Source organism: Serratia aquatilis (assembly GCF_044865145.1).
In the GTDB taxonomy this organism is placed as follows: Bacteria; Pseudomonadota; Gammaproteobacteria; order Enterobacterales; family Enterobacteriaceae; genus Chania; species Chania aquatilis.
Window position 1 is genome coordinate 4,315,991 of the sequence record NZ_CP173186.1, and the last position, 22,495, is coordinate 4,338,485.

The 22,495-nt window shown below is 51.8% G+C and carries 17 protein-coding genes, 1 pseudogene and 1 riboswitch; of the genes and pseudogenes, 11 read left to right on the forward strand and 7 right to left on the reverse strand.

All coding sequences use genetic code 11. The features are described 5' to 3' along the window. Nucleotide 1 precedes the first annotated feature (1 nt). Together leuC and leuD are read left to right on the forward strand one after the other, a co-directional pair. Nucleotides 2-1,402 carry a 3-isopropylmalate dehydratase large subunit gene (gene leuC / locus SAQUA_RS19480; protein ID WP_380678530.1) on the forward strand — a complete coding sequence of 467 codons (1,401 nt, stop codon included), beginning with the start codon at nucleotides 2-4 and terminating at the stop codon, nucleotides 1,400-1,402. 11 nt (nucleotides 1,403-1,413) lie between these two features. Then, nucleotides 1,414-2,016: a 3-isopropylmalate dehydratase small subunit gene (leuD, locus tag SAQUA_RS19485; protein ID WP_380678532.1), complete on the forward strand. Its 603-nt coding sequence runs from the start codon at nucleotides 1,414-1,416 to the stop codon at nucleotides 2,014-2,016. A gap of 57 nt (nucleotides 2,017-2,073) precedes the next feature. Here the strand turns inward: leuD and SAQUA_RS19490 are convergent, their stop codons facing one another. Continuing rightward, nucleotides 2,074-3,546 carry a DASS family sodium-coupled anion symporter gene (locus tag SAQUA_RS19490; RefSeq protein WP_380678534.1) on the reverse strand — a complete coding sequence of 491 codons (1,473 nt, stop codon included), beginning with the start codon at nucleotides 3,544-3,546 and terminating at the stop codon, nucleotides 2,074-2,076. Nucleotides 3,547-3,654: 108 nt separating this feature from the next. Continuing rightward, entirely contained in the window at nucleotides 3,655-4,842 is a 1,188-nt protein-coding gene (locus SAQUA_RS19495; protein WP_380678536.1) for an MFS transporter, read from the reverse strand. Between the two features lie 324 nt (nucleotides 4,843-5,166). Between SAQUA_RS19495 and sgrR the strand changes: the two genes are divergently transcribed. The 7 genes from sgrR (at nucleotide 5,167) to ilvN (ending at nucleotide 12,619) form a co-directional block, all read left to right on the forward strand. Continuing rightward, the gene (sgrR, locus tag SAQUA_RS19500) at nucleotides 5,167-6,828 is read left to right on the forward strand and encodes an HTH-type transcriptional regulator SgrR (protein WP_380678538.1); all 1,662 of its coding nucleotides are present in this window, start codon (nucleotides 5,167-5,169) and stop codon (nucleotides 6,826-6,828) included. 37 nt (nucleotides 6,829-6,865) lie between these two features. After that, nucleotides 6,866-6,996: riboswitch (TPP riboswitch) on the forward strand. Nucleotides 6,997-7,053: 57 nt separating this feature from the next. Continuing rightward, a complete protein-coding gene (gene thiB / locus SAQUA_RS19505; RefSeq protein ID WP_380678540.1) occupies nucleotides 7,054-8,040 on the forward strand; it encodes a thiamine ABC transporter substrate binding subunit in 987 nt (328 codons plus the stop codon). Further along, complete coding sequence (gene thiP / locus SAQUA_RS19510) at nucleotides 8,016-9,623, forward strand: thiamine/thiamine pyrophosphate ABC transporter permease ThiP (RefSeq protein ID WP_380678542.1); 1,608 nt, start codon at nucleotides 8,016-8,018, stop codon at nucleotides 9,621-9,623. Before thiB ends, thiP begins: the two co-directional genes overlap by 25 nt. Beyond that, entirely contained in the window at nucleotides 9,610-10,314 is a 705-nt protein-coding gene (gene thiQ / locus SAQUA_RS19515; protein WP_380678544.1) for a thiamine ABC transporter ATP-binding protein ThiQ, read from the forward strand. The genes thiP and thiQ overlap by 14 nt, the downstream gene beginning before the upstream one ends. A 119-nt stretch (nucleotides 10,315-10,433) precedes the next feature. Beyond that, a complete protein-coding gene (gene ivbL, locus SAQUA_RS19520) occupies nucleotides 10,434-10,517 on the forward strand; it encodes an ilvB operon leader peptide IvbL (RefSeq protein ID WP_380678581.1) in 84 nt (27 codons plus the stop codon). 110 nt (nucleotides 10,518-10,627) lie between these two features. Continuing rightward, nucleotides 10,628-12,322, forward strand: a complete 1,695-nt coding sequence (gene ilvB, locus SAQUA_RS19525) for an acetolactate synthase large subunit (RefSeq protein ID WP_380678546.1) — start codon at nucleotides 10,628-10,630, stop codon at nucleotides 12,320-12,322. Between the two features lie 3 nt (nucleotides 12,323-12,325). After that, nucleotides 12,326-12,619, forward strand: a complete 294-nt coding sequence (gene ilvN, locus SAQUA_RS19530; protein WP_380678548.1) for an acetolactate synthase small subunit — start codon at nucleotides 12,326-12,328, stop codon at nucleotides 12,617-12,619. Nucleotides 12,620-12,680: 61 nt separating this feature from the next. Here the strand turns inward: ilvN and SAQUA_RS19535 are convergent, their stop codons facing one another. After that, nucleotides 12,681-13,448 carry a DedA family protein gene (locus tag SAQUA_RS19535; RefSeq protein WP_380678550.1) on the reverse strand — a complete coding sequence of 256 codons (768 nt, stop codon included), beginning with the start codon at nucleotides 13,446-13,448 and terminating at the stop codon, nucleotides 12,681-12,683. A gap of 169 nt (nucleotides 13,449-13,617) precedes the next feature. On the opposite strand from SAQUA_RS19535, the gene SAQUA_RS19540 reads away from it, so the two are divergent. Both SAQUA_RS19540 and rapA read left to right on the forward strand, forming a co-directional pair. Then, entirely contained in the window at nucleotides 13,618-15,999 is a 2,382-nt protein-coding gene (locus SAQUA_RS19540) for a DNA polymerase II (protein ID WP_380678552.1), read from the forward strand. Nucleotides 16,000-16,389: 390 nt separating this feature from the next. Then, nucleotides 16,390-19,296: an RNA polymerase-associated protein RapA gene (gene rapA, locus SAQUA_RS19545; protein ID WP_380678554.1), complete on the forward strand. Its 2,907-nt coding sequence runs from the start codon at nucleotides 16,390-16,392 to the stop codon at nucleotides 19,294-19,296. A gap of 53 nt (nucleotides 19,297-19,349) precedes the next feature. Here rapA and SAQUA_RS19550 read toward each other — a convergent pair whose 3' ends face one another. The 4 genes and pseudogenes from SAQUA_RS19550 to SAQUA_RS19565 all read right to left on the reverse strand — a co-directional run. Next, a complete protein-coding gene (locus SAQUA_RS19550) occupies nucleotides 19,350-20,123 on the reverse strand; it encodes an arylamine N-acetyltransferase (protein WP_380678556.1) in 774 nt (257 codons plus the stop codon). 21 nt (nucleotides 20,124-20,144) lie between these two features. Next, entirely contained in the window at nucleotides 20,145-21,209 is a 1,065-nt protein-coding gene (locus SAQUA_RS19555) for an LLM class flavin-dependent oxidoreductase (RefSeq protein ID WP_380678558.1), read from the reverse strand. A gap of 101 nt (nucleotides 21,210-21,310) precedes the next feature. Further along, nucleotides 21,311-21,520, reverse strand: a complete 210-nt coding sequence (locus SAQUA_RS19560) for a DUF1471 domain-containing protein (RefSeq protein WP_380678560.1) — start codon at nucleotides 21,518-21,520, stop codon at nucleotides 21,311-21,313. 759 nt (nucleotides 21,521-22,279) lie between these two features. Continuing rightward, a pseudogene (locus SAQUA_RS19565) lies at nucleotides 22,280-22,447 on the reverse strand (chorismate mutase); the annotation flags it as partial. Nucleotides 22,448-22,495: the final 48 nt, after the last annotated feature.

Genomic DNA, 22,495 nt, shown 5'->3' on the forward strand with positions numbered 1-22,495 from the left:
CATGGCCAAGACGTTATATCAGAAATTATACGATGCCCACGTGGTTTATGAAGCGCCGAATGAAACACCACTGCTGTACATCGATCGCCACCTGGTACATGAAGTGACCTCTCCGCAGGCATTTGATGGCCTGAGAGCAATGGGGCGTAAAGTACGCCAGCCAGGCAAAACTTTTGCCACCATGGATCACAACGTTTCAACCCAGACGAAAGACATCAATGCCAGTGGTGAAATGGCGCGTATTCAAATGCAGGAGTTGATCAAGAACTGTGCAGAATTCGGCATCTCGCTGTACGACCTGAATCATCCCTTCCAAGGGATTGTTCATGTTATCGGCCCTGAGCAAGGCATGACCCTGCCTGGAATGACTATCGTATGCGGCGATTCCCATACGGCAACGCACGGTGCTTTTGGCTCTTTGGCCTTCGGTATTGGTACTTCAGAAGTTGAACACGTACTGGCGACCCAGACCCTGAAACAGGGCCGTGCCAAGACAATGAAGATCGAAGTGACGGGTGATGCAGCTGAAGGTATTACAGCAAAAGACATCGTGCTGGCCGTTATCGGCAAAACCGGCAGTGCTGGCGGTACAGGTCACGTTGTCGAATTCTGTGGTAAAGCGATCGAACAGTTGACCATGGAAGGCCGCATGACGCTGTGTAACATGGCGATTGAAATGGGGGCTAAAGCGGGCTTGGTTGCGCCGGACGAAACCACTTTCAATTATCTGAAAGGCCGCCAGTTCGCTCCAACCGGTGAAAATTGGGAGCAAGCTGTTGCCTACTGGCGTACGCTGAAATCCGATGCAGATGCCCAATTTGATACCGTTATCACCCTGCGTGCAGAAGATATCGCCCCGCAGGTGACCTGGGGGACCAATCCTGGCCAGGTTATCGCGGTCGATCAGGCGATCCCGACGCCTGAGTCCTTCAACGATCCGGTTGAGCGTGCTTCAGCCGAAAAAGCATTGGCTTATATGGATCTGAAACCCGGTATTAAGCTGACGGAAGTGGCTATCGATAAAGTGTTTATCGGTTCCTGTACCAACTCTCGTATCGAAGATCTGCGTGCAGCCGCCGCAATCGCTAAGGGCAGAAAAGTAGCCGCAGGCGTTCAAGCAATTGTGGTTCCAGGCTCAGGCCCGGTTAAAGCCCAGGCAGAAGCAGAAGGTTTGGACCAAATCTTTATTGAAGCCGGTTTTGAATGGCGCCTGCCAGGCTGCTCCATGTGCCTGGCGATGAACAACGACCGGCTGAACCCTGGCGAGCGTTGCGCATCTACCAGCAACCGTAACTTCGAAGGTCGGCAGGGTCGTGGTGGCCGCACACATCTGGTCAGCCCGGCGATGGCCGCTGCCGCTGCCGTTACCGGCCATTTTGCCGATATCCGCGAATTGCACTAAGGAGCATCACTGTGGCTAAATTTACTCAACATACTGGTTTAGTGGTGCCTCTGGACGCGGCTAACGTCGATACCGACGCCATTATTCCCAAGCAATTCTTGCAGAAAGTAACACGCACAGGTTTTGGTCAGCATCTGTTCAATGATTGGCGCTTTCTGGATAATGCCGGCCAGCAGCCGAACCCAGAGTTTGTGCTGAACAAACCGCGCTACAAAGGGGCAAGCATTCTGTTAGCCCGCGAAAACTTTGGCTGTGGTTCATCACGCGAACATGCTCCTTGGGCGCTGGCCGATTACGGCTTTAAAGTGGTGATTGCGCCTAGTTTTGCAGATATTTTCTACGGCAATGCGTTCAACAGCCAGTTACTACCCGTTGCACTGAGCGAGCAGGATGTCGACACGCTGTTTAAACTGGTGCAAGAAAACGAAGGCACGGAGTTTGTCGTCGATCTGGAAAACCAGACGGTGAATGCAGGTGGCAAAAGCTACCCATTCGAAATCGACAGTTTCCGTCGCCATTGCATGATTAACGGCTTAGACAGCATCGGCCTGACACTGCAACACGAAGCGAAAATTTCTCGCTTTGAAGCACAGCAGCCCGCATTTCTGAACTGATTATGCCCCTCACCCGTTATTCGGCGGGTGAGGGTTTATCATGATTGATGATTATCCTTACCAGTAACCCAACCACTTCCACCACACCCCGCCAATCACCATCCAGATCAGCAAGTTGACCACGCTCATAATGAACCCGGTTTTCCACCACTCGCCCAAGGTTGTATAACCCGAGCCAAAGATGATCGGCGCAGTACCAGTACCATAGTGAGTCAATGACATCATCAGTGAAGAAGAGAAAGCCAGGATCAGGCCAAGCAGCGCGGGGGGCGCGCCCAGTGCAATACCAGCGGCAAAGAAAGCGGCAAACATGGCTGTAACGTGCGCAGTCGTACTGGCAAAGAAATAGTGCGAATACAGATAGATAAGCGTCAGTAGGATAGTACCGCCAATCCAGCTCATCCCCATGCTATCGATACCCGCTCCTACCGTTTGCGACAACCATCCAATCAGGCCGAGTTTACCCAGATAGGTAGCCATCATCACCAATGCCGCAAACCAGACGACGGTATCCCAGGCACCTTTATGTTTAAGAATATCCTCCCAGCTCAACACCCCGGTTGCCAGCAAGATAGCCAGACCAATCAACGCAGCGGTGGTTGGATTAACCGCCAGCGACGGACCAAAAATCATGGCAGGAATACCGGCCCATAACACCAGCAACAAGGCGAACACACCCAGGGTAATTTTCTCGGGTAACGTTATCTGGCCAAGCGCCTGAAGCTTGTTTTGAGCAAAACGAGGAGCATCAGGGGTACTCTTGATTTCCGGCGGATACAACAGATACACCACCAGCGGCATCACAATCAGTGAAAAAATGGCAGGCACCAACGCAGCAACCGCCCACATAGACCAGGTTAGTTCGAACTCGGAACCGGCACCTTTAGCGATCAGGTTAACAATTAGCGGGTTAGGTGCTGTTGCAGTGATAAACATCGCCGAAGTGATCGGGTTAATATTGTAGTTCACCAGCGCGAGGTAGCGGCCAATCTTGCCAGAGGTATTCAATTCTGGCTTGGAGTCAAAACTATCGGCGATAGACTTCATGATTGGGTGGATAATCCCGCCGCCACGGGCGGTATTACTCGGCGTGACCGGTGCCAATACAGTCTCTGCCAGAGTTAACGCATAGGCGATCCCCAGCGTTTTTTTCCCAAATAAAGAAATGAAGTAATAACCAATGCGTGCACCCAACCCGGTTTTATTCAGGCTTAGCGAGATCATTATAGAGAAGCCAATCAACCAGATAAGCTGGTTGGAGAAACCGCTCAGCGCATCATCGAGCGCCGCTCCAGGTTTACCCGGATTGGTCACCCCCGTCAGGGCGACCAGCGCAATCGCAATAATGGAGACAGCCCCAATAGGCATCGCCTTGCCGATGATGGCAATGATGGTACCAATAAAGAGTGCTAACAAATGCCAGGCATTAGGCGTTACCCCTTCAGGTACTGGGATCACAAACCAGATAACCAAAGCAACAATAACGGCACATAGGGAAGGTAAAGGTTTGAGCGGTGTTAGTTTGTCCATAACATACCCACTTTCATGAACGGATGAGCGCGAAACTCGCGGCCTTAATTCATCATCTTAGTTAATAGGTTATAAAGTTATCAATGATTTTCATCAATTAACATAGCGTTACACTTCCCGCACCTTGGCACACATCCACAGCGCCAACAAAGCAAGCAGGGTGATCAACCAATAAACCATATAGTGCCCGAAGTTTTCGACCAGGACGCCTTGCAGAACACCCGCCAGGATCACGCCAGTAGAAATACTGTTGGTAAACAAAGTGGTTGCCGCACCAGGCCGCCCCGGCATCAGTTCCTGGAAGTAGAGCATACCGATCCCGGCAATGATGCCAATGAAGATCGCATTGAAAAACTGCAAAAGCATCAGGGCAGTTTTGAACTTGAACATTACCAGCCCTGCGTAGAACAGCACCCCGGCAGCAACCGCAAATAGCATCATTTTGCGCTTACCAAAATGTTTGACGTAATAGCCAGCCAACAGCATGGCCGGAATTTCAAGCCCGGCAGCAGTACCCATCAACCAACCGGCCAGCCGGTCCGGCAATCCTAAATCGGCGGTGATATAGAGCGGCATATCGATGATATACATAGTATTGCAGGTCCACATCAACATCGATGCCAGAAACAACAAACGGACATCAGGGTCACGCCAGGCGCTTATCGGCTCGATAGCTGGCGCATCCAAGTGGGTATCAACCGGTGCCCGCGCTACCGAAGGCAATATCAACCAGACCAACAGAACGCTGATACCAAAAATCCCTCCGGCAATCATGAACATCACGGTAAAACCATAGTTCAAGGCCAGCATAAACGACAGAGGGGGGCCAATGACCCAGGCCAGCGAGAGTTGAGCACGCATCACGGAACTGAACATCACCACTTCACGCGCTGAACTGTCCGCATACTCGCGCGCCAAGGCAAAAATTTGCGGCATGGCGGTATTGGCTATCGACGCCAGTAATACTCCCGCCGTTATCAACGTCAGATAATCCCGGTTGAAAGCAAACAGCAGGCTATTACCCACGGCCATAATGCAACAAAGCAGAATAAGTTTACGCCGATCACCACGGGTATCGGATCGTTTCGCCAGCAGAAAACTGACAATAATCCCGGCGACCGCATTGACGGTATAAAACATCCCAACCCACAGCGGGCGGACCTTTACTTCCGTGGTCAAAAACAGGCTTAGCGTCGGCGCCTGCAATGCCCCGGCAATGCCGGTAAGGAAAGCAATCATCAGGAAAGCGGTAAAAACGGGGTTAAAACGGCGTGGCAAACTGCGTGCGAAATTCATACCAGCATCCCTGACCAGAAAACGAAAACGCTTATGCTACAGAAGGAAAATGACAGAAGAAAGCAACTGTTACAGATAAAAATGCCAGCGGGTTACCCCACTGGCTGGTGAAAAGCACCATTACTCAGAAACACTTTTTATTGAAACAGAGCGAAGCTGTACTCATCTACCCAATGGGTTTTCAAGGGGCAACCAACAAGGCTGCGGCTTGAACAAAGGATTGAACAAATAAGAAAAGACCTCTGCACCATTTCAACTGCAAGAATTATCGGCGTAATATAAGGAAAGATAAATTGACGAATTATGCCAGAGAGTTCCTCTTTTATGCCCACCTCACGTTTGCAACAGCAGTTCATTCGCCTATGGCAGCACTGCCACGGTATGCCAACCGAAACCACGCTGCAGGAGTTGGCAGAAATGCTCAGTTGTTCGCGTCGCCATGTGCGCTCGCTTTTGGGAGCCATGCAGCAGCAAGGTTGGCTGACTTGGCAGGGTGAGTCCGGGCGCGGGAAACGTTCACACTTAAAATTCCATTACACCGGTATTGCATTGCAACAACAGTGGGCCGAAGAGTTACTGGAACAGGATCGCATCGACCAGCTTGTACAACTGGTCGGGGATAAAAATGCGGTACGCCAGATGCTACTCTCTCAGTTAGGCCGTAGTTTCCGCTTGGGAAAGCATATCCTCCGGGTTCTCTACTATCGCCAGTTGTACAACCTGTTACCCGGTTCGGCACTACGCCGTTCAGAAACGCACCTGGCCAGACAGATATTCAACGGCCTGACGCGCGTAAACGAGGAAAATGGGGAACTCGTTTCCGATCTTTCACACCACTGGCAAGCTATCACTCCTCTCCATTGGCGTTTTTATCTTCGCCCGGCAATCCGTTTTCACCATGGGCGTGAAATGGAAATGGAGGATGTGACCCAGTCGCTGAACCGTCTGATCCCACAATCCCTGTTTGCACATATAGATAAGGTTGTCTCGCCAACGCCACACGTTATCGATGTACATTTGCATACCCCTGATTATTGGCTACCGTGGCTATTGGGTAGCGTGCATGCCATGATCCTGCCACGCGAGTGGCAAAGTCTGCCTGACTTTGCCCGCCATCCGATCGGCACCGGCCCTTATCGAGTCATACGCAACCATCATAGCCAGATGAAAATCCACGCCTTTGATGACTACTTTGGCTATCGCGCTCTGATTGACGAAGTGAACATCTGGGTATTGCCGGAGGTGAGTGAGGAGTTAGTGCACTCCGGCGTACAATTGCAGGGGGACGATACCGGCAAAAATGAGTTGGAAAGCCGCCTGGAAGAAGGCTGCTATTTCCTGTTGTTTGATCAACGCTCAACGCTGGCGGCAGCTCCAGAGATCCGCAGTTGGCTATGCGAACTGATCAATCCGATAGCACTGTTGAGCCATGCTGGCCCGCTATATCAGCGCTACTGGGCACCGGCTTACGGCATTCTTCCACGCTGGCTGCATAACCGTGCATTAGGGCAGCAGCCCAAACCCGTAGGTTTGAGCGAACTTACGCTGACGTTTTTCAGCGAGCACTCCGAGTTCCATGCGATCCAGCAAGCCATGGGCTCCCTTTTGGCCGAACACGGTATCAAGCTTAACGTGCAAATCATTAGCTATGATGCCTGGCACAAAGGTGAGGCGAAAAGCGATTTGTGGCTTGGTAGCGCTAATTTCACGCTGCCACTGGAGTTTTCGCTGTTTGCCACACTGTATGAATTACCGCTGATCCAGCACTGCCTGAGTGAGGATATTACGCAGGATGCTGCGCTGTGGCGGGAAAATCGCCTGCCGATGGCAGAGTTTTGTCAACGTCTGGTCAGTTGTCATCAGTTACACCCATTGTTTCATCACTGGTTACAACTGCACGGTCAACGCAGTATGCGCGGAGTTCGAATGAACACCCTCGGCTGGTTTGATTTCAAATCTGCCTGGTTGATACCACCTGAAACATAATCGCCTATGATTAGCACAACTTAGCCTTTATAATGCCAGCGTCTCAACGGGGTGCGGAAAGCAACGATCTTGGTATAAGACCAAACGGATCCTGTTTTTCCGCTGAGAACACACCCGTCGAACCTGATCCGGTCAATACCGGCGGAGGGATTTGAGCATGGCAAGTTGATTATCTTTTACACATGCCCTCAGATACCTTTGCCCCTTATTCTTCAGGAGTGCAAAGTGGTCAAAAAATACCTGTCCTGTCTATTACTACTAGCCGCCATGCCAGTCCTGGCAAAACCAACGCTGACTGTCTATACCTATGATGCTTTCGCCGCCGACTGGGGCCCTGGTGCCGCGGTGAAGAAAGCCTTCGAGGCTGAATGCGACTGTGAATTGAAATTCGTTGCATTGGAAGATGGCGTTTCGTTACTCAACCGCCTGAGAATGGAAGGCAAAAACAGCCCAGCCGACGTGGTTCTTGGGCTGGACAATAACCTGCTACATGCCGCACAACAAACCGACCTATTCGCTGAAAGTAACATCGATACCAGTAAGCTCACTATACCGGGTGGCTGGCAGAACAAAACTTTTGTGCCCTTTGACTATGGCTACTTTGCCTTCGTCTATAACCAGGACAAACTGAAAAACCCGCCGAAAAGCCTGAAGGAGCTGGTCGATAGCGATCAGCCCTGGAAGATCATCTATCAGGATCCGCGCACCAGTACGCCTGGGCTTGGCCTGCTGCTCTGGGTGCAGAAAGTGTATGGTGATCAAGCACCGCTTGCCTGGCAAAAACTGGCGAAAAAAACCGTTACCGTGACCAAAGGATGGAGCGATGCTTACAGCCTATTCCTGAAAGGTGAAGGTGACATGGTGCTGAGCTATACCACCTCCCCCGCCTACCACCTGATAGAAGAGAAAAAAGACAACTATAAGTCGGCGAATTTCAGTGAAGGGCACTATTTGCAGGTTGAAGTGGCAGGAAAGCTAAAGACCAGCAAGCAGCCTGAACTGGCAGAGCGTTTCATGGAGTTTATGGTTTCACCGGCCTTCCAGAACACTATTCCCACCGGTAGTTGGATGTATCCGGTAATCAAAATGCCGCTGCCTGCTGGCTTCGAACAATTAACTCAGCCGCAAAAAGCATTAGAATTCAGTTCAGAAGAAGTCGCGCAGCAACGTAGCAACTGGGTACGGGCATGGCAAACCGCCGTCAGCCACTGATCCCTTCATGGCTCTGGCCAGGGCTGATTGCCGCCAGCCTGATCGGCATTATCGCTGTGGCCGCCATGGGTTCACTATGGCGGCATGCCCCAGGCATCGATTGGCATAGCCTGTGGCAAGACGCTTATTTGTGGCACGTGGTGCGATTTACCTTCTGGCAGGCGTTCCTGTCTGCCTTGATTTCTGTTTTTCCCGCCATCTGGCTTGCAAGAGCACTTTATCGTCGGCGTTTCCCCGGCCGCGATTTGCTGTTGCGCCTGTGCGCCATGACATTGGTGCTCCCCGTTCTGGTAGCGGTATTTGGCATACTCAGTGTTTATGGTAAACAAGGTTGGCTGGCAACGCTCTGCGGCTGGTTAGGCGTTAACTACAGTTTCTCTCCTTATGGTCTGCAAGGTATTCTGCTAGCCCATTTATTCTTTAACCTGCCGCTGGCCACCCGTTTGTTATTGCAAACGTTGGAGAACATTCCTACCGAACAACGCCAACTGGCGGCGCAATTGGGAATGAACGATTGGCAACAGTTCCGTTTTGTGGAGTGGCCAGCACTGCGCCGCCAGATCCTGCCCAGTGGCGCATTGGTTTTCATGCTCTGTTTTGCCAGTTTCGCTACCGTGCTTTCATTGGGGGGCGGGCCACGAGCCACGACGATTGAGTTAGCTATCTATCAGGCATTGAGTTACGACTACGATCTCAGCCGGGGGGCGCTACTGGCATTGATCCAACTGGGCTGTTGTTTGGGGCTGGTGGTGCTTAGCCAACGTTTGAGCCAGGCACTCCCTGTCGGCTATACCCACGCCCAGCACTGGCGCAATCCCCAGGACAACTTCTGGCAACGTGGTTGTGACATGCTGCTAATAGCCGCAGCGCTATTGCTACTGTTACCTCCGCTGCTAGCCATCATCATCGATGGAGCCAACCAAACCCTGGTTACTGTGCTGCAACAGCAAGCCCTGTGGCAGGCGCTGTTCATTTCGTTACGCATTGCGGTCTGCGCAGGCTTGCTGTGTATCCTATTGACTATGATGCTGTTATGGAGCAGCAGGGAACTGAAACTGCGGCAAAAAAACGCCTGGGGGCAATCGTTGGAACTGAGTGGCATGGTGATCCTGGCGATGCCGGGTATCGTGCTGGCGACCGGTTTCTTCCTGTTGCTTAACGACACCACCGGGCTGCCGCAGTCACCCTATTCGCTGGTGATCCTCACCAACGCGTTGATGGCCATACCCTACGCATTGAAACTGTTGGAAAACCCGATGCGCGATTTGGCCGAGCGCTACAACCCCCTGTGCTTATCGCTGGATATCCGTGGCTACCGGCGATTACGCTGGATCGAGCTGAAAGCGCTGAAACGACCACTGGCGCAAGCATTAGCCTTTGCCTGTGTGCTATCGATTGGTGATTTCGGCGTAGTCGCCTTGTTTGGTAACGAGCAGTTCAGAACTCTCCCCTTTTATCTCTATCAACAGATTGGGGCTTACCGCAACAATGACGGTGCCGTTACCGCATTGCTGCTCCTGTTACTCTGTTTCCTGCTGTTTACCCTGATTGAACGTTTACCGGGCCGCCATGCTGATACTTGAAAAACTGACTTACCTATACGATCACCTGCCGATGCGCTTTGACCTGCGCATACGGCCTGGAGAACATGTTGCGATACTGGGTCCTAGCGGAGCGGGTAAAAGTACCCTGCTCAGCCTGATTGCCGGTTTTCTGACGCCCGCGAGCGGCAGGTTGTTACTGGATGGCAACGATCACACCAACACGTCTCCAGCCAAGCGCCCGGTTTCGATGCTATTTCAAGAAAACAACCTGTTTGCTCACCTGACAGTGATGCAGAATATCGGGCTGGGGATGGATCCTGGCTTGAAATTGAATACAGAACAAAAGAAACAGCTGGCGCAGATTGCCCACCAGGTCGGGTTGGAAGAACATCTGCAACGTTTACCTTCCCAGCTTTCCGGTGGGCAGCGACAGCGCGCCGCGCTAGCGCGTTGCCTGATCCGCCAGCAGCCAATTCTGTTACTGGACGAGCCTTTCTCTGCCCTTGATCCTGCCCTGCGCAGCGAAATGTTACTGTTACTCGAAGACGTGTGCCGCCAACGTCAGCTCACGTTGCTGATGGTATCGCACAATCTTGAAGATGCCGCTCGCCTCGCGCCACGAACCTTACTGGTAGTTGATGGCCGCATTTACTATGACGGCCCCACCCAGGCATTGATGGATGGCACTACGCCAGAAGCGCGCGTATTGGGTATCAAGCATAAACAGTGATCTGCCACGCGTTTTTTATGCTAAACCAAGAAACCTGTTGTGCGAATTTTGCACCTGTGGTTTTATAAAATCCTGTTTTTTACTACTGATGATAAGGTTTCCCTGTGATCGCATCCTCGTTGACCTCGACCCTACTAATTACCGCGCTACCAGCCGCGGCGGTCGTCGTACGTGTGGTGGTGGTCGTCGGCAGTGCGCCGTAGGGTCCGAATCAACGTATCGATTCCCAAACCCCGCCGGCGCAAACCGGGCGGGGTTTCTTGTTTTAGTCCCCTGCCCAGTAATGTGACCGGCCTTGAACAAGGATAGGAACATGGCAATTTCGGGCACGCCTCAACAAGGCCAACGCTTTACCGGTGCGCAGTTGATCATTCATCTGCTGGAGCGCCAAGGTATTACCACCATTGCCGGTATTCCCGGCGGTGCCGCGTTACCGCTATACGACGCACTGAGCCAAAGCCGCACCATTAAACACGTACTGGCCCGCCATGAGCAAGGCGCTGGTTTTATGGCACAGGGCATGGCCCGTACCAACGGCAAAGCCGCGGTGTGCATCGCCTCCAGCGGCCCGGGAGCCACCAACCTGGTCACCGCGATTGCCGACGCCAAACTCGACTCAATCCCGTTGGTATGTATCACCGGCCAGGTGCCCTCCTCAATGATCGGCACTGACGCTTTTCAGGAGGTTGATACCTACGGTATTTCGATCCCAATAACCAAATACAACCATCTAGTGCGTGATATTCGCGAACTGCCACAGGTGATCTGTGACGCATTCCGCATCGCCGAATCAGGCCGTCCTGGCCCGGTATGGATCGACATCCCGAAAGACGTTCAAACCGCGGAGATCGAATGGGACCAGTTACCCCCTACCGCAGTCCCAGATGCTCCCCCGGCCTTTGAGCGCCTACTGGTCGAGCAGGCCGCAGCGATGATCAATCAGGCTAAACGCCCGATAATGTACTTAGGGGGCGGGATCATCGGCGCACAAGCTCATCAACCGGCGCTGGAAATGGCAGAACGTGCCAACCTGCCCACTACCATGACGCTGATGGCGCTGGGAGCAATGCCGGTTGAACATCCGCTGTCTTTGGGAATGCTGGGAATGCACGCCGCGCGCAGTACCAACTTTATCCTGCAGGAAGCAGACCTGTTGATCGTACTGGGTGCCCGCTTCGATGACCGTGCTATCGGTAAAACTGAACAATTCTGCCCGAATGCAAAAATAATCCACGTAGATATTGACCGTGCCGAGCTCGGTAAAGTCAAACAAGCCAACATCGCTATCCACGCCGATGTGGGCCAGGTGCTGCAGCAACTGTTGCCATTAATTGAAGCGCAACCGCGCAGCGAATGGCTGAAAATCGTTAACGACCTCAGGCGCGAGTTCCCATTCAATATGCCTAACGTGGATGATCCTTTGAGCCATTACGGTCTGGTAAAAGCCGCTGCCCGTTGTGTTGATGAAAATGCGATTATCACCACTGACGTGGGGCAACATCAGATGTGGGTTGCGCAGGCATACCCACTTAGTCGCCCACGCCAATGGTTGACTTCCGGTGGTTTAGGCACCATGGGCTTTGGCCTGCCAGCGGCGATTGGCGCTGCGCTGGCAGAACCACAGCGCAAAGTCCTATGCTTCTCTGGCGATGGCAGCCTGATGATGAATATTCAAGAAATGGCGACAGCAGTTGAACACGATCTGGATGTAAAAATCATTCTGATGAACAACCAGGCGTTGGGGCTAGTACACCAGCAGCAGACATTGTTCTATCAGCAGCATATCTTTGCTGCCTCTTATCCAAAAAGTACCGACTTTATAAAAATTGCCGCTGGCTTTGGTCTGGATACTTGCGATCTGAACGCAGAGGAAGATCCAGAGGCCGCTCTATTAGCGGCAATCCAGCGCCCTGGTCCGTGCCTGATCCATGCACTGATTGACGTTAATGAAAAAGTCTACCCAATGGTGCCGCCGGGTGCCGCCAATATCGAAATGATTGGAGAATAAACCATGCAATCACTACAAAAAAACCCACAGGTGATCCTGGAACTGGCGGTACGTAACCATCCTGGGGTGATGACACACGTTTGTGGCCTGTTTGCCCGCCGCGCTTTTAACGTGGAAGGTATCCTCTGTATGCCGCTGAAAGATGGCACCCAAAGCCGCATCTGGCTGCTGGTCGCCGACGATCAGCGTCTGATGCAGATGATCAGCCAAGTTGAAAAACTGGAGGATGTGCTACAGGTTAAACGTCATCACGAAGACGTTCGCGTGTTTGAGCAGTTAGAGGCTTTCTTCCAATAACCTCAGGTTTGGGATTTCAAACCGCAGCCATTGGCGCTGCGGTTTGAAGCCACTGGAGTTATCAACCAGCCAATACCTTCCACAGTAGATGCCGGAAAACAGGCATCAGTGGATGTTGATACAGATAATACCAACACACCAGCATCGCAACCCAGCTCAGAACACAAGCTAATCGCAGCCGAAGAGGCGAGAGCCAACGGGCAGCAGTAACAGTACCGCTTTTACCCTCTCGCCACCAGCGCCAACTCAACCAGGCCGCCAACCAAAACAGCACTACTGCACCAAGCAACAACCATTTAAATTGCGTACTATCGGCACTAGCAGGGATATAGATCGCGACTCCAGCCAAAATTCCCGGAAAGAAATAGAACGGTGGCCAGGTAATGCAACCGATAATATTGGGTACCGCAAATTTGTAGGGGGGCAAATCAAGCATTCCTGCCACCATCGGCACCAGCGGGCGCATCGGGCCAATAAACCGGCCAATCAATACGGTGACCATACTGTGCTGGTGCAGCGCATGTTCAGTTTTATCCAGCATCGCTTTATTCTTTTTCAAGAATGACCAACGGTGCAACGGCCTTTTAAAGGATCGCCCAATAAAATAGGAGATCCAGTCACCCAACAGGCAACCGACAATACTGGCACCCCAGGCCATGTAGAAATCTATCTTTCCGCCGCCAATCAGTGCGCCGATGCTGGCCATCAGCAGCGTCCCCGGCAGCAACAAACCGACCAACGCCAGCGATTCCAGAAGCGCGACCAACATGACGGCAGTTAAGGTTAACGCCAATGATTGGGTGAGCAAATGCTGCAAATAGGCTTCCATTGAACCTCTTTTCGTTAGCAAAACGCGTGGGCGAAGGATTGTCCGGTGCAGACAAAGGTGAGTCAATGATTGAATTGTATGTAGAGTTGGTCAATCCAGCCAACTATGGACAGTTACTGTATAAAAACCCATACTGTAGACACCCATCACTCATAGATACCCGATAGCAATGGACAGGAACAGCGTGAAGTCACTGCATCAGGGTTTCCTGCTTACCCGCCACTGGCGTGATACCCCTGCCGGAACCGAGGTTGAATTCTGGCTGGCGAGCGAGAGTGGGCCACAACAGCTGCGGTTGGCCCCCCAAACCTCCGTGGCCTTCATTCCCGCCGAACAACGTCAGCGGGCGGAACTGTTGCTGGGCAATGAACGTCATATCGAACTGAAACCCCTGCCATTGAAAGATTTCCACTCCCGGCCGGTGGTTGGCCTCTATTGCCGCCAGCACCGCCAGTTGCTCAAGTTGGAGAAATTGCTGAAAGAAGGCGGTGTTACTGTCTTTGAGGCCGATATCCGTCCACCAGAACGCTACCTTATGGAGCGTTTTATTACAGCCCCAGTATGGTTCAGCGGCGAACCAAACGGTAAGGGGCAATGGCTCAACTGCCAGATGAAGCCCTCACCCGACTACCGGCCAACGCTGAGGCTGGTATCACTCGACATTGAAACTACCGCCCACGGCGAGCTTTATTCCATCGCCCTGGAAGGTTGTGGCCAACGCCAGGTGTATATGCTCGGCCCCGCCAATGGCGGCAACGAAACGCTGGACTTCGATCTGGAATACTGTAATAGCCGTCCGCAACTGCTTGAGCGGTTGAATCAGTGGCTTGAACAGCACGATCCCGATGCCATTATCGGGTGGAATCTGGTTCAGTTCGATTTACGGGTATTGCAAAAACATGCCGAGCGCTACCAGATCCCATTACGTTTTGGTCGCGGAGGCAATTTGCTGGAATGGCGCGAACATGGCTTTAAGCAGAACCACTTCTTCGCCAGTGCAGCCGGCAGGTTGATTATCGATGGTATCGAAGCGCTGAAGTCCGCGACCTGGAACTTTCCGTCGTTCAGTCTGGAGTATGTCGCGCTAACCTTGCTTGGGGAAGGTAAGTCCATCGATAATCCTTATCAGCGTATGGCAGAGATAGATCGTCGCTTCGCCGAAGACAAACCCGCACTGGCCCGCTATAACCTGAAAGATTGCGAACTGGTAACGCGCATTTTTGCCAAAACCGAGTTGCTGACCTTCCTGCTTGAACGGGCAACGGTAACCGGCCTGGCTGCGGATCGCAGCGGCGGTTCGGTGGCCGCATTCAGCCATCTGTATATTCCGCGCATGCATCGTCAGGGCTTTGTTGCCCCCAACCTAGGCGAGCTACCGGAAGAGCATAGCCCTGGTGGTTTTGTGATGGATTCACAACCGGGTTTGTATGACTCTGTGCTGGTGCTGGATTATAAAAGTCTGTACCCGTCGATCATTCGTACCTTCCTTATCGATCCTGTCGGGCTGGTTGAAGGGTTGCAGCATCCCGATGACGAAAGCTCGGTACCTGGCTTTCGTCAGGCGCGTTTCTCGCGCAGCAAGCACTGCCTGCCTGAGATTGTCCGGCAGATCTGGCAGGGGCGTGAGACAGCAAAACGGCAGAATAACAAGCCATTGTCGCAGGCACTGAAAATCATTATGAATGCCTTCTATGGCGTACTGGGATCGAGCGGCTGCCGTTTCTTTGATCCCCGTCTAGCCTCATCGATCACCCTGCGCGGCCATGAAATCATGCGCAGAACACGGGAGTTGATTGAACAAAAAGGCTACCGGGTGATCTACGGCGATACCGATTCAACCTTTGTCTGGCTGAAAAAAGCTCACAGCGAGCAACAGGCCACAGAGATTGGCCGCACGCTGGTTGCTCATGTCAATCAATGGTGGCAACAACATTTGCAGCACCAGTATGGATTAGAGAGCACACTGGAGTTGGAGTTCGAAACGCACTACTCGCGCTTCCTGATGCCCACCATCCGTGGCGCCGAACAGGGCAGTAAAAAACGCTATGCCGGGTTGATAGCCAGGCCAGATGGCAGTGAAGAGATGGTGTATAAGGGCTTGGAGACAGTGCGTTCAGACTGGACACCGCTGGCACAGCTATTCCAGCAACAGCTCTATCAGCGTATTTTCAAGCAGCAACCCTATCAGGATCTGGTGCGTGATTACGTTGCCAAAACGCTAAATGGTGAATTTGACGAACAACTGGTCTACCGCAAGCGCCTACGGCGTAAACTAAGCGACTATCAGCGCAATGTTCCTCCCCACGTGCGTGCAGCACGCATCGCTGATGACTATAATCACCAGCAGGGGCGTCCGTTACAGTATCAGAATGGGGGTTGGATCAGCTATGTGATGACCGTTGCCGGACCTGAACCACTTGAAACGCGGCAATCGGCGATCGATTACAATCATTACCTCGAACGTCAGCTTCAACCGATAGCAGATGCTATTCTTCCTTTTCTGCATGACGACTTTGCTACACTGGTGACCGGCCAAATGGGGTTATTCTGATTGGTTAAAAAACAGGGTAGGTATTATTCTTTCAGGTCAAGCACACTAATATGGCATAAGGGAAGATAATCATTAGGTTTTACAGGTGACGAATGCGCCTCCTTACATTACCATAGCGCCCTTCCTAAATTCTGAACCCATACTCACCACCATTTGCCCGTGCCGTCACAAGACGTATGCATGGTAAGCAATATTGCCGCCTTATGAGTACAAAACGGGTTCTATACTTAGTTGCGTGAAGTCGCCGAGTGCCGGCAACCAGAGGGATGACGAGTAAATCCAGCGCTAGCTGGAAAAATGCAGTGAATTGCAGACAGTTGAAACAGGTTATCGTGGCCTAACATCCGCCCGATAATAAGACTTACTTAATAAGAATCGAGCCGACAAACTATGCCTTTTACACTTGGTCAACGCTGGATCAGCGATACGGAAAGCGAATTGGGATTGGGAACTGTTGTAGCGCTGGATGCGCGCATGATTACCCTGCTTTTCCCCGCAACCGGTGAAAACCGTCTCTATGCCAGAAGCGACTCGCCCATTACCCGTGTGATGTTCAACCCGGGCGATACTATCAGTAACCACGAGGGCTGGCAGTTACATGTAGAGGAAGTCAAAGAGGAAAACGGTCTGTTAACCTACGTTGGCACTCGGCTGGATACCCAGGAAACGGGTATCGCGATGCGCGAAGTGCTATTGGATAGCAAACTGACATTCAGCAAGCCGCAGGATCGCCTGTTTGCCGGTCAGATTGACCGCATGGATCGCTTTGCACTGCGCTTTCGTGCCCGTAAATACCAAAGTGAGCAATACCGTCTGCCATTTGCAGGCCTACGCGGCATGCGCGCCAGTCTGATCCCACATCAGTTGCATATCGCCTACGAGGTGGGTCAACGCCATGCACCCCGCGTGCTATTGGCGGATGAAGTGGGTCTGGGTAAAACCATTGAAGCCGGAATGATTGTTCATCAGCAACTGCTGGCTGGCCGCGCCGAGCGCGTGCTGATTGTCGTACCGGAAACCTTGCAGCATCAGTGGCTGGTTGAAATGATGCGCCGCTTCAACCTGTATTTCTCGCTATTTGATGACAGTCGTTATTCTGAGGCGATGTTAGACAGCAGCAACCCATTCGAAACTGAACAGTTGGTGATCTGTTCACTGGATTTTGTTCGCCGCAACAAGCAACGCCTTGAACAGTTGGCCGATGCCCACTGGGACCTGCTGGTAGTGGACGAAGCCCATCATTTGGCCTGGAGCGAAGAGGCACCAAGCCGTGAATATCAGGTCATTGAACAACTGGCAGAACACATTCCAGGCGTATTGCTGTTAACTGCAACGCCAGAACAGTTGGGCCAACAAAGTCACTTTGCCCGTTTGCGTCTGCTTGATCCCAGCCGTTTCCATGACTACGAAGAGTTTGTAACCGAGCAGCAGAAGTACCGTCCAGTTGCCGATGCTGTGACGCTGCTATTGAGTGGTGAACGTCTGGCTGATGACAAACTCAACCTGCTGGGAGAGTTAATCGACGAGCAAGACATTGAGCCACTGTTGAAAGCGGCCAACAGCGACACCGATAACAGCGAGCAGGCGCGCCAAGAATTGGTCACCATGCTGATGGATCGTCACGGTACCAGCCGCGTGCTGTTTCGTAACACCCGTAATGGTGTGAAGGGCTTCCCACATCGCCACCTGCATCAAATCAAACTGCCATTGCCAACGCAGTATCAAACGGCGATCAAGGTTTCCGGCATTATGGGGGCCAAGAAAACCGTCGAAGCACGCGCACGGGATATGCTCTACCCTGAGCAGATTTATCAAGAGTTCGAAGGTGAGAATGCAACCTGGTGGAACTTTGATCCACGAGTCGAGTGGTTATTGGACTACCTGGTTGCCAACCGCCATGAGAAGGTGCTGGTGATTTGCGCCAAGGCCGCTACCGCACTTCAACTGGAGCAGGTATTACGTGAACGCGAAGCGATCCGTTCTGCGGTGTTCCATGAGGGGCTGACAATTATCGAGCGCGATCGTGCCGCCGCTTACTTCGCTTCCCAAGAAGAAGGGGCGCAGGTATTGCTATGCTCTGAAATCGGTTCTGAAGGGCGTAACTTCCAGTTTGCCAGCAAGCTGGTGATGTTCGATCTGCCGTTTAACCCCGACCTATTGGAACAGCGTATTGGCCGTCTGGACCGCATAGGCCAAATGCACGACATCGAAATCATGGTGCCCTACCTGGAAAATACCGCACAGGCCGTGCTCGGACGCTGGTTCCATGAAGGTTTGGATGCTTTCGAGCATACCTGCCCAACCGGACGCCACATCTACGACAGCAGCTACGAGCAACTGATTGGTTACCTGGCCGCTCCTACTGAGCAGGAAGGTCTGGATGAGTTTATTCACGCCTGCCGCCAGCAGCATAACCAGCTTAAAACGCAGTTGGAACAGGGCCGGGATCGCCTGCTGGAAATGCACTCCAACGGGGGTGAGAAAGCTCAGGCACTGGCAGAGGCTATTGCTGCGCAAGATAACGACGTCAGTCTGGTCAGTTTTGCGCTCAACCTGTTTGACATCGTCGGTATCAATCAGGAAGACCGCAGCGATAACCTGATTGTTCTGACGCCGTCCGATCATATGTTGGTGCCTGACTTCCCAGGATTGCCGCAGGATGGCTGTACTGTCACCTTCGATCGTGAACAGGCATTGTCGCGTGAGGATGCGCAGTTTGTTAGTTGGGAACATCCGATCATCCGCAACGGACTGGACTTGATCCTCTCCGGCGATACCGGAAGCTGCGCGGTATCCTTACTCAAGAACAAGGCGCTGCCGGTTGGTACTCTGCTGGTAGAGCTGATTTATGTGGTTGAGGCTCAGGCACCCAAGCACTTGCAGCTGACACGTTTCTTGCCGCCGACCCCGATCCGGATGCTGATGGATCGCAAAGGGACCAATCTGGCAGCGCAAGTTGAGTTCGAAAGCTTCAACCGCCAGTTGAACTCGGTCAATCGCCATACATCAAGCAAGCTGGTCAACGCAGTTCAGCAAGAAATTCATGCCATGCTGCAACAGGCAGAGAGCCTGGTTGAGGAGCAAGCTCGCGAGTTGATCGAAAGCGCCAAACAGGAAGCAGATGACAAACTCAGCACCGAGTTAGCACGTTTGGAAGCACTAAAGGCGGTGAATCCGAACATCCGTGACGACGAGGTCGAAGCGCTGGAGTTCAATCGCCGTCAGGTATTGCGCAACCTGAACGAGGCTGGATGGCGTCTGGATGCCATTCGTGCCATCGTCGTTACGCATCAGTGATACAATATGCGGGGAAGGCTCTTCCCCGCATATTCTGCATTCAACGCTGTGGGTCAGACCAGAAGAGGAAAAGTGAACTCCCTCGCCAACTGCTTGAACGCTTGCGGTGCCAGTGGGTACTTGGTTTTCCCAGCAGCATCCGTAATTATATAGCTTGAAGGCGTCAACAACTTACTGCCATCGGCGGTGAAAATCGCAATTAGTGGGTTCTTATTAAAAGGGGACAGGCTGTCGAACGTGATTATTTTCCGGTTTCTCTCCAGCTCCCCAATAGATACGTTTTTGTAATTTATGGCAAAACGGTATCCGATATTCCAATCCCGCTCGCCTGCCTGCTTAAAATTGAAATAGTAGAAATCAGCATCTCTGGTCACCTGATACTGAGTATCTTGAAATATAACAATGTGGCCATCCAAAGGAACGATCACTCTGGGGCTCTTTAGCCCAAAACCGATATCGACCAGATAATCGTTTCCCTCTATATTAACGATGTTCAACACGTGGGTTTCAGGCAAATAGAACCAATCGTTACTGGCGCTATCGTAGATGGTGGCGGAGATCAGGCTGGCGGCAGCCTCATTCTCCTGCATCACTCTATGAAACAGGGTGTTCAGCTCATAGCACAGTCCCCCCTGGCCCTTTACCAGGATCTTTTGCTCGATATATGCTTTCGTCAACGTCACGTCTGGGGCATTAAATACACTCAGATTATCGAACGGCAGTGTTAATTGGCTATAGGCGATGACTTGGTTAATCCCTGCTGGCGTCCAGCTTACTTCCTTTTCCAGTCCAATTCGGCGATAGAAAACTTGGCTGATATTATTCATTTTTTCGGTCCATGTTGCTCATTATGTGGGTTCACTCACAACAAATGAACGAATCTCGGGCGCGATAATGTTGGCTAATACATCGATATTGTTTCTTACCAGTGGCTCCGGTAAAGCGCCGGTATCCACATGAGCAAGAAACTGCTGTTGCTTATAGAGCCGATACTGATATTTCAGTTTTTCTATAATAGTGGCCGGTGATCCAATCATCATCGCATTGTCTACGGCCAAGCTGCGTCGCAGAAATTCCTTTGGCACGGAGTCAGAACGCAGTTCATTCATCATACCGTTGAAGTAGGGGTAGAACTCCTCGACAGCCTGTTCGTCTGTCTGTGCGGTATGAAACCAACTGGTTGTGGTAATCGGCAGGTCAGGGGCTTGGTGCCCCGCAACTTCAGCGGTTTGCCGGAAGACATCAATGACTGGTTTGAAATTTAAAGATTCACCCGCTAACGTGGTTAGCATCATTGGCAATCCTCTTTTAGCCGCTGCAATTGCGCTGCTGCTATGCCCACCTACGGCGTGCCAAATCTGCAATTTCCCGTTCTGCGGTTGCGGATAAATCCTGGCATTAATCAACGGAGGGCGGAATTTACCCTGCCAGTTTACGGCCTGCTGCGCTCCGCTGGCGTGATTAATGGTGGTGAGCAAGTCGATTTTTTCATCGAACAATTCCTCGTAATCATGCGCGGAATATCCCAGTAAGCTAAACCCCCCCACTCGCGAACCCCGTCCGACAACAATTTCCGTGCGGCCATTTGACAGTAGGTCCAGCGTTGTGAAGTCTTCAAATACGCGAACAGGATCCAGAGTGCTGATCACGGTCACGGAGCTCATCAGGGTAATTCTCTGCGTCGCCTGGGCTATGGCACCGAGAATGACGGTATGAGCAGCGCTGACAAAACCTTCCTGATGGCTTTCGCCGAGCGCATAAATATCAAGCCCCGCTGCTTCTGCCTGGATTGCCATATCGACCAATTGCTTGATGCGTTCCTGCTCAGTTATTTTCTTATTGGTAAGCGGATCCCGCAGATGCGCGCCGATAGACGAGATACCTATTTTGAATGGAGGTTTTTCTTCATTCATAACTTAAATTCACTGTGTCATTGATAAGTTAATCAATGTGAGATTGTCAAAATTGGTAGTAAATGGCCGACGTACAGGTTATTGACGTCGGCCTTGAAGATTTATTTCGTTAGTTTGGCAATCATATACACGCCATTATTGTAATGTGCAGCAATGATTTTATAGGATGCGCCGGATTTTTTAGCCTGTGCCGCGATCTCAGCTTCGGCACTATCAACAGTGGATGCCCTGGCACTAACGGTTTGAGCAAAACTACCAAATGAAACCAGAGTGATCGCAGCAGCAAAAACGAATTTATTGATGTTTTTCATGATAAGTTCCTTCATTCATATTGTTATTTTGAGGTTTCATTACCTCGATGCGGCAGATACTACTCAGAATAGGCGGAAGTTAAAACAGTAACTCTCTGCACGACTCATTCAAAAAAAATGAACATGAAGTAATTTATCGGCTTGTCATGGGTAAAAGATCAGATAGTGCCACCGCTACAGATACCATTGCGTTGTTAAGTGCCATATGGAAGTATGTCTTAGAAAAAACCATTACTATCAGTGGGATGTTATGAGCACTTATATTGAAGAGGCTCGCGCTACAGACGCAGAACTCATCGCAAATCTAGTCAATATGGCTTATCGCCCAAATGGGTCCGTGCAGGGCTGGACTCACTAGGTAGGCTTGGTTTCCGGCTCCAGGATCACCGCTGAACAAGTTACGGCCATGCTCAATAGTGATTCCACGGTATTAGGCTGTGTCCCTTAATTGCCCGTGGTGCCGTCGCAGACCCAAAAGCCCGTTATCAAGGCGGAGGGTGAAGGGCAGAGTGGCCCTCTGTTCAAGCCCGACTTTACTTCGAACGGGCTTTTGGCGCGCGACCCTTCGGGCTGGGGCCATTTGCGCGCATTGCGGCGTTGTTCGCCGCTTATTTGGTCCATCAAACCTCGCGGCTCACGCCTTGCCCTGTGCGCAAATGACCGCCAGCGGCGCTCGCGTGCAATTAAGGGACACAGCCTAGATCGCATCGAACCTCGCCACCACACCATCAGATCTAGCACTGACATTAGCCCCACTGATTTATCAATGACCATCTGAACCCTGTCCGGGGCACGCACAGCATCCTGATCTTTTTTAAAGGTAGCCGCCGCTTTAACACACTCACCGCGTTGAGCAATTAATGCGACTAGTTGCGAATCAATACTATCGATAGCGGCCCTGATATCTTCTAGAGAAGAAAAACTCACTCTTTACACTGCTTGCAACTTGATTAGAAAAGCACACTTACGGCTTAC

Bases quoted from the DNA above. Each gene is read 5' to 3' on its own strand.
- SAQUA_RS19560 (WP_380678560.1), bottom strand. From the start codon at position 21,520: ATGAAAAACATCAATAAATTCGTTTTTGCTGCTGCGATCACTCTGGTT.
- ilvN (WP_380678548.1), top strand. From the start codon at position 12,326: ATGCAATCACTACAAAAAAACCCACAGGTGATCCTGGAACTGGCGGTA.
- SAQUA_RS19490 (WP_380678534.1), bottom strand. From the start codon at position 3,546: ATGGACAAACTAACACCGCTCAAACCTTTACCTTCCCTATGTGCCGTT.
- SAQUA_RS19555 (WP_380678558.1), bottom strand. From the start codon at position 21,209: ATGAATGAAGAAAAACCTCCATTCAAAATAGGTATCTCGTCTATCGGC.
- thiQ (WP_380678544.1), top strand. From the start codon at position 9,610: ATGCTGATACTTGAAAAACTGACTTACCTATACGATCACCTGCCGATG.
- SAQUA_RS19495 (WP_380678536.1), bottom strand. From the start codon at position 4,842: ATGAATTTCGCACGCAGTTTGCCACGCCGTTTTAACCCCGTTTTTACC.
- sgrR (WP_380678538.1), top strand. From the start codon at position 5,167: ATGCCCACCTCACGTTTGCAACAGCAGTTCATTCGCCTATGGCAGCAC.
- ilvB (WP_380678546.1), top strand. From the start codon at position 10,628: ATGGCAATTTCGGGCACGCCTCAACAAGGCCAACGCTTTACCGGTGCG.
- rapA (WP_380678554.1), top strand. From the start codon at position 16,390: ATGCCTTTTACACTTGGTCAACGCTGGATCAGCGATACGGAAAGCGAA.
- SAQUA_RS19550 (WP_380678556.1), bottom strand. From the start codon at position 20,123: ATGAATAATATCAGCCAAGTTTTCTATCGCCGAATTGGACTGGAAAAG.
- leuC (WP_380678530.1), top strand. From the start codon at position 2: ATGGCCAAGACGTTATATCAGAAATTATACGATGCCCACGTGGTTTAT.
- thiP (WP_380678542.1), top strand. From the start codon at position 8,016: ATGGCAAACCGCCGTCAGCCACTGATCCCTTCATGGCTCTGGCCAGGG.
- SAQUA_RS19535 (WP_380678550.1), bottom strand. From the start codon at position 13,448: ATGGAAGCCTATTTGCAGCATTTGCTCACCCAATCATTGGCGTTAACC.
- SAQUA_RS19540 (WP_380678552.1), top strand. From the start codon at position 13,618: ATGGACAGGAACAGCGTGAAGTCACTGCATCAGGGTTTCCTGCTTACC.